Consider the following 7,296-nt stretch of genomic DNA (forward strand, 5'->3'; position numbering starts at 1 on the left):
CCCGGCCCCCACGGTGACCGCTTCGGCCACCGGGACGGGCCCGAGCGCGAGGCTCACGAGGCCCGCCAGGCCGCCAATCCCCAGAAACCGCAGGACGGGCCCCATAGACTGTGCGCCAACCACGACCACGACCGGAAGGACCGCATAGACAATTAAGAGTCCGACATCTCGCCCCCCGACAAGTCCGCTTCGGGCGACCTGAAGGGCGTACCAGCCCACGAGGATGTACAGGGCTCCTCGCATCCAGAGCGCGTAATTCCGGCGGACCCGCCGGGACCCGTAGGAGGCGAGGAAAAGCCCTGCCAGCCCGCCCGCAATTGCAAGACGTTCCCAGTGAGGGTTAGGGGCCTCAGGATAGACACTGGCAAAAAGGAGATCTACCGAAAATACCAACACGGCCCCAAGCAGGCAAAAGCCCCGGTGGATCTGCACCTGGGCCTCTATCCTCGAAGAAAGTGAATCATCGTCTGGGCGGAGCAGTGGGGGAGAGGCTGGTAAAGAAGCCACAGGTACGACGGTAACATGATGGTCGGCTGGCGCGAAAACACGTGGCGCTCGCCCCCGAGAACTCAGCCCGTTCTCTAATACTCTTCTCAGAGTGGCCAAATGGACCGATCCCGACGGAGGATGCGGCGTGTCCAAGGGGATAAATTGTCAAGAGCAACTTGTGTGCCAGACCTAAGGAACTAGCCGTCCTGCGGGCTCAAGAGGAGGCATCCTCCGTGGAAGGAAGCCGGACCGTAAAGCAACTCCCCACGCCCTTCTCGGTTTCTACCTTCATCCGTCCACCCATCTGCTCTACTGCCTTCTCCGGGTCCATCCCGATGCCGGTGTCTTCGACCTCCAGGACCCCCCGATTCTCCTCCCGGTAGGTTCGGACACAGACGGTTCCGCCCTCCTCGGTATACTTGATCGCGTTGGCCAGGAGGTTCCGCACCACAATCTGCACCCCACCCTCGTCGGCCCGGGCCCGTACGTCGTCGGTCTCCAGGTGAAGGTCGAGACCCTTCTCCTGGGCCTCGGCGTCAAGCTCCTCGGCGGTCCACCGCGCCTCAGCGTGAAGGTCGACCGGCTCGGCGTTGAAGCCCATCTGCTCGGCCTCCAGCTTCGAAAGGGTGAGCAAGCCGTTCAGGGTTTTGAGCAAGCGCTCCCCGCTCTGCTCAATGAGACCGGCGTGGGTGCTGACCGGACATTCCGATGGCAATTCGAGTTCGGTGACCTCCGTGCCGATGGCTTCGGCAAATCCGATGACCGAGGTGAGGGGCGTGCGGATCTCGTGGCTCATGTTCGCCAGGAACGCCGACTGCATGCGCTGGGCCTCCTCCGCCTCCGAACTGGACAGTATGACGACCGGGATCCGCCGCAGCGTGGCATGGGGTTTCATCTCCTTGAGGAGGTCGTGCCCGCTTTTGACCGGCAGGTTCAGGTCCAAGAGCACCAGGTCGGGCTGCGGGCCGTCCATCTCCGGGGCGCCCTCGCCCGGGAGGCCAAGAATGTCTTCCGCCTCCTCGGTGGTGTAGGCCACCAGGAGGTCGTTGTGCACTTTCGACGCCCGCAGCATCTCGCGGGTGAGGCGCACGTCGGCCGGGTTGTCTTCAACCAGAAGGATGCGGATGGGACGTTCGCCTTCGGCACTGGACAATGGGAATTTTCTGGCAGAGTCGCTCATATCGTCGAGGAGAGAAGGGCAAAGGGCAATATGAGCGACCGAACCCTCCCCGGGCTCCGACTCGCCCCAAATGTTGCCGCCATGCCGCTCGGCGGTCTTTTTGACAAGGGCCAGGCCCATGCCAGAACCTGTCTGGCCGGGGCCGTGGAGATCGAGTTGCTCAAGGATCCGGAAAGTCCTCTTCCAGGGCTCGGGCCCGCTGGCAGGGCCCCTCTTCGAACGTCCCAAAGAGACGCTGACGCTCCACGAGCCTGGTCTTTTCGGGGGGAAAAGCCTTGAGACGATCCATTGCATCGAAGACCTGACGGGAGAGGCGCAACTTCACACTCGGAAGACAAAACGCCGGTACCACTCCTCGCATCGGCACCAGTGAGCAGCCCCGGCGCTAACGGAATTGAAATCGAGCATCCGTCGACGGGTCGTCTACCAAGACCCGCCCGACCTAGAAGACGAACCGGAAGAAGCAACCCCCGACCGCGGATGATGCGGAGGAAAGCCCCTTCTTGTCCCCGTTTCGGGCGGGTTTGCATCCGTACTTGAGTCCAGCTTCGGGCAAGAATGCGGCCGAGCGTGAGGGGAGAAATTGGCACTTGCGAGAGACAGAGTTCGTTTTCACCTTGTGGGGTGTCGCACTTGCTTCTGATGCTTTTTGCCTTCCATGACGGTTCTCTCCCGCGTTTTCCCTACGCTTCTGCTGAGCCTCCTCCTCGCCGGTCCGACGCTCGCCCAGCCGACCGATCTCACGCCGGAGCGCTTCTCGTTCGAGCCCGACCTGAGCTACGACACCAGCGTCCCGTCGCCCGAAGAGGCGCTCGGCTACAAAATCGGGACGCAGTTCACCCTCCACGCCGACGCGCTGGACTACCTGCGTTCGCTCGCGGACGCCTCGAGCCGCGTGAACATGGGCACCTACGGCACGACCTACGAAGGGCGCACGCTGCCCTACCTCGTCGTGACCAGTCCCCAGAATCAGAACCGTCTCGCTGAGCTCAAGCGCAACAGCCGCCGCCTGTCGGCGCCCGCGACGCTCTCGGACACAGAGCGGACGCAACTGCTCCGGGACCAGCCGGTGTTCGTCTCCTACAGCTACAACATCCACGGCGACGAGCCCGCCTCCACCGAGGCGGCCCTGCAGGTGGCCTACCGCCTCGCCGCGGCGCAGGACGACAGCACGCGGGCGCTGCTCCGAGACGCCGTGGTTATCATGTACCCCACCGTGAATCCCGACGGGCGCGATCGCTACGTCTACTGGGCCCGGTCAATGCAGCGCGCACAGCCGGCCACCGATCCGAACGACATCGTCCACGACCAGCCATGGCCGGAGGGGCGCACCAATCACTACTGGTTCGATCTCAACCGCGACTGGGTCTGGGGCGTGCATCCTGAGATGAGGGGCCTCACGTCCGTCTACCAGGAGTTCATGCCCCAGGTGCACGCCGACTACCACGAGCAGGGGTACAACGACCACTACTTCACCATGCCCGGCACCACGCCCCGCAACCCCATTCTGCCGGACCGCTACGTGGCCTGGGCCGACACCTTCGGCCGCGCCAACATCGAGGCGTTCAACCAGAACCGAGTGGCCTACTTCACCCGCGAGGCGTTCGACTTCTTCTATCCAAGCTACGGATCGTCCTACCCGAGCATCCTGGGCGGCATCGGCATGCTCACCGAGCAGGCGGGCATCGGGGCCGCGCGGGCCGTCGAGAACGAGGACGGCTACACCCTCACCTTCCGGCAGCGCGTGCACGACCACTACACGACGAGCCTGGCCACCCTCCAGGCCGCCGTCAAAAATCGGCGCGAGTTGCTGGAGTACGACCTCCGGGCACACGCCCAGGAGACCAACACGATTGAGACGGCCGCCTATGTTTTTCCCGACGACCAGGGCACCGGCTATCTGTACGACGTGATCGAGATGCTCCGCCACCACGGGATCACGGTGGAGCAGACCACTGAGCCCGTTCAGATCGACGCGGCCCTCCACTACCGGACGGGGGAACGGGCCGATCGGCGCATCGAGGCAGGGGCGTACGTGGTGCCCACCGACCAGCCGCGCCACCTCTTCGTGAACACGCTCCTGAAGCGCCAGGTGGCCTTCCAGGACTCGGTGATGTACGACATGTCTACCTGGTCGGCGCCGCTGGCGTACAACCTGGAGGCCTACAGCACGCGTCAGGCCCTGAACGGGGCGACGGAGCCGGTGGAGAAGGCCCCAACTCCTCCGTCGGGCGTGACGAATCTTGACGCGCAGTATGCCTACGTCGTTGACTGGAATCAGCGCCATGCCCCAGCGGCCCTCGCGAAGCTCTGGCAGGCCGGCTACCGCGTGCGGGGGGCCCACGAGTCCTTCGGGACCGGCGACCGGTCCTTCAGCGCCGGGTCGCTCATCGTCCTTCTCGGCCGCAATCCCAATCACACCGACGTAGCGACCGACATGAAGCGGATCGCGTCGGAGGCAGGCGTGGAGATTGTCGGGCTCAACACGGGCCGCATGCAGGACCCTCCCGACCTTGGGTCCGAGGACAATCCCCCGCTGAAGCCCCCGGAGGTGGGACTGCTCGTGGGGGAGCCCGTCTCGACCTACACGAGCGGACAGATCTGGTATCTGTTCGATCAGGAGGCCGAGTTTCCTGTCACCCGCATTCGAGCCTCCGACCTGGAGCAGGCGGGGGGAAGCGGTGGGGCCTACGCCACCGGGGGCGACGTGTCCCTCGACGAGTACGGGGTGCTCATCCTGCCCGGCGGGGATGGGCTGCGCAGCGTCTTCGACTCGACGCAGATCGAGGCCCTCCGCGGCTGGGTTCGTGACGGCGGCACGCTCGTGGCGACGGAGGAGAGCGCCCGCTTCCTGACCGCGGACGCCTCCGGCCTCACGGATGTACAGGCGGTACAGGACACCGCTGACAGTCCGATTGGGCCCTACACCTCCTACGCGGCGCGGGACGACTCGGCGGGCCTCGACTATATTCCCGGTGCGGCCCTCAGCGGTCGCCTCGACGACACCCACCCGCTGACGTACGGCATCGGGGACGACGTGTATTCTCTCAAGTACGGCAGTGCAGCCCTCAAGCCGAGCCCGGATCTCCAGACCGCCGGTCACTACGCGAAGGACGCGGACGACCTGCTCGTGAGCGGGTACGCCTCCCAGAAGAACCTCAAGAAGCTGGCGGGCAATACCTTTGCTGGGACCGTCGAGATGGGCGACGGGCGCGTCGTCTTTCTCGTCGACAACACTCAGTACCGCATGTTCTGGCGGGGCCCGAGCCGCATGATGCAGAACGCCGTCATGCTCGTGCCGGCGCTGGTGGAGTGACGTAGAGCGCGGAGGGGGGCATCACTGCGGAATCATGATGTGAGCCCACGGCTTGCCGGGCTCCATGAGCCAGGGGCCGTCCTTCGGCGTCGTAGACAGGCCCGTCGTCTTGGCCGTTTCGTAGGGCACGTAGACGACCCGGAGCCGCGAGGCCCCACGCACCGTGTCGGCCGCAGCGTCGTACGTGCCGGAAAGATTGTAGAGGGCCGCTGGATGGTCCGGGTACGGAAGCGTACCGTCCTCAATCTCGGCCCGGCGGACGCTATCCACGGCGGTCACGCCCTGGCGTCGCAGCTCGCGTCCCCGCCTCATGAACGGCTCCAGCGACTCGTGGTAGCAGGCGACGTGGAATCCCTCCTCACGCGGATCGTCGGCGAGACACACCAGGGTTCCGTCCTCCTCCCGGAGCGTCGTGAGCGTCCAGTCGTCCGTGTAGCCGAGAACGGTGGCCCCGCTCCGCATCGAGGCCGGGGCGGCCTTTACCGCCGCCGCGATCTGAGTCTCGGCGCTCGGGGGCGATTGTGCCCGCGTGCGGGGGGCGAGCAGAAGCAAAGCGGCTGTGCACCCAAGGAGAAAATAGCGCATTGGCAACAGTGTGAAGTTGTTTTCGGGTCGATTGATCGGTCGCTCGGTACGAAACCGGTTCTGTCCAGTTCACTCCTCGTATGATCGAGGCAGCTTCTCCCAATGACTGCGCTGAATGATTCTTGCCGTTCTCTCGCCTTCGGTCTTTGAGAAGGTTCCGGGTGGAGAGGGCCGACCTACAACAAAAAATGCTCACAGGCTCGAATTCGAGAGCTCCCTTCGGACCCCTGGCGCTTTGGCACACAACTGCGTATGAGAGCGCCCATGACCTGACCTGGGCGGCAGAAGAGGATTTGCTCTTCAAGGCTCCCAGGGCCGAGTTCGACATCAGTGTTCGAGGACTGGGAGGGACTTCGGGCCGATCGCCCAATCGAGCCGTTCCGAGAGATGTTCGAGAAGGTGCAGGCGGCGGTGGAGGAGCTTCCTCACCAGCGCCTACGTGGGGCTCGCTCGATGGGGGAGTGGGAATGGGTTGCCGATCTTGTTGGTACGATCGACTCATTTGGGGCAACCCAGATCGAGCTACCTCCGACCCTGCCCGACTGCCAGGAGACCGGTGGGGAAAAATCCGGGGGCGAGCTGCGGTTGAAGCCCGACGGGACCGATGGGCGGTTCAAGAAGGTGCTCCCCCGACAACCCAGATGGCAGCGACAACGACCACTTCGAGGAGCTTTCGGACCTGAGCGAGGAGACTCAAAGCGAGGAGCGGCGACACGTCAGGCCTTGTTCGATCTCGGACGGTGGCATGAGCAAAACCTGCATCCACCTGCGTACAACTCAGGCAGACAACTTCACACTGTTCAGGCACCCCTAAAGATCGAGCAGAGGCGGTAAGGGGGGCCCCTGTCCCCGAGTCCTTTCGGGGGGGAACCAGCCTCCGGGTCGCGAGGCGATTTTTGACGCGAGACGAGTCATACTTGATCTCGTCCAGCGATTGAGGCGAAGGAATGTCCGCCAAGCCGGATCAATCCCACGGGCTGGACGTCGCTGAGGCCTGATGTCGCCGGTGCCCTGGCGCTACGCCTCCCCGCTGTGATTGTCCTCTTTCCTCGGTAGCCGGACGGTAAAGCAGGTGCCTTCGCCCTTCTCGGTCTCCACCTCCAGGCGTCCGCCCATCTGCTCCACAACCTCGCGCGTCACCGAGAGGCCCAGACCGGTCCCCTCGTAAGATCGGTCCATCCCCTCCGACGCCTGCCGAAACGGTTCGAAGAGGTCCTCTACCGCCTGCGGATCCATCCCAATCCCGGTGTCCTCCACCTCCACGGCGGCCCAGCTGTCTTCCTGGTAGGTTCGGACCTGGACCTCTCCTCCCTCCCCCGTGTATTTGATCGCGTTGCTCACCAAATTTCGAAGCGCGATCTGAACCCCTCCCTGATCTGCCCGTGCCCGAACCGGCGTTCCGTTGGTCTCCACCTCGCAGTTGATCCCCGACTCCTCGGCCTGCGGAAGTAGCTCCTCAGTCAGGGCCTCAGCCTCCTCGCTCAGGTCAACCGCTTCCTCCGCAAGCTCCATCTGGTCGGCCTCCAGTTTCGAGAGGTTGAGCACCGAGTCGAGCGTGTCCAGCAGGCGCGTCCCTCCCCGCTCGATCAGCTCCGAGAACCGGGCCAGCCGGGAGAGGTCCGCTTCATCCGGACAGTCGCCCAACACTTCTATCTCGTCCCCGATCGCTTGGGAAAAGCCGATGATCGAGGTCAGGGGCGTGCGGATCTCGTGACTCATGTTTGCG

Annotated in this window: 5 protein-coding genes and 2 pseudogenes; 1 reads left to right on the forward strand and 6 read right to left on the reverse strand. The window is 64.3% G+C overall.

The window, feature by feature from the left end; translation table 11 throughout:
- The 4 genes and pseudogenes from ABEL04_RS03805 to ABEL04_RS03820 form a co-directional block, all read right to left on the reverse strand.
- Window positions 1-507: pseudogene (locus tag ABEL04_RS03805) on the reverse strand (ATPase); the annotation flags it as partial.
- Between the two features lie 196 nt (window positions 508-703).
- On the reverse strand, window positions 704-1,669 hold the full coding sequence (locus tag ABEL04_RS03810) for a sensor histidine kinase (protein WP_375801060.1): 966 nt from the start codon (window positions 1,667-1,669) through the stop codon (window positions 704-706).
- 33 nt (window positions 1,670-1,702) lie between these two features.
- Window positions 1,703-1,837: pseudogene (locus tag ABEL04_RS03815) on the reverse strand (ATP-binding protein); the annotation flags it as partial.
- Complete coding sequence (locus tag ABEL04_RS03820) at window positions 1,830-1,958, reverse strand: hypothetical protein (RefSeq protein WP_375801061.1); 129 nt, start codon at window positions 1,956-1,958, stop codon at window positions 1,830-1,832. The gene ABEL04_RS03820 and the pseudogene ABEL04_RS03815, both read right to left, overlap by 8 nt.
- A gap of 369 nt (window positions 1,959-2,327) precedes the next feature.
- On the opposite strand from ABEL04_RS03820, the gene ABEL04_RS03825 reads away from it, so the two are divergent.
- Window positions 2,328-4,985, forward strand: coding sequence for a M14 family zinc carboxypeptidase (locus ABEL04_RS03825; RefSeq protein ID WP_375801057.1), 2,658 nt, complete (start codon window positions 2,328-2,330; stop codon window positions 4,983-4,985).
- A 21-nt stretch (window positions 4,986-5,006) separates the two neighbouring features.
- Here the strand turns inward: ABEL04_RS03825 and ABEL04_RS03830 are convergent, their stop codons facing one another.
- Window positions 5,007-5,570 carry a hypothetical protein gene (locus ABEL04_RS03830; protein ID WP_375801058.1) on the reverse strand — a complete coding sequence of 188 codons (564 nt, stop codon included), beginning with the start codon at window positions 5,568-5,570 and terminating at the stop codon, window positions 5,007-5,009.
- Between the two features lie 1,017 nt (window positions 5,571-6,587).
- Window positions 6,588-7,296: sensor histidine kinase (locus ABEL04_RS03835; protein ID WP_375801059.1), on the reverse strand; the 709-nt coding region annotated here is incomplete at its 5' end.

It is taken from the genome of Salinibacter sp. (genome assembly GCF_042218895.1).
GTDB lineage: Bacteria > Bacteroidota > Rhodothermia > Rhodothermales > Salinibacteraceae > Salinibacter.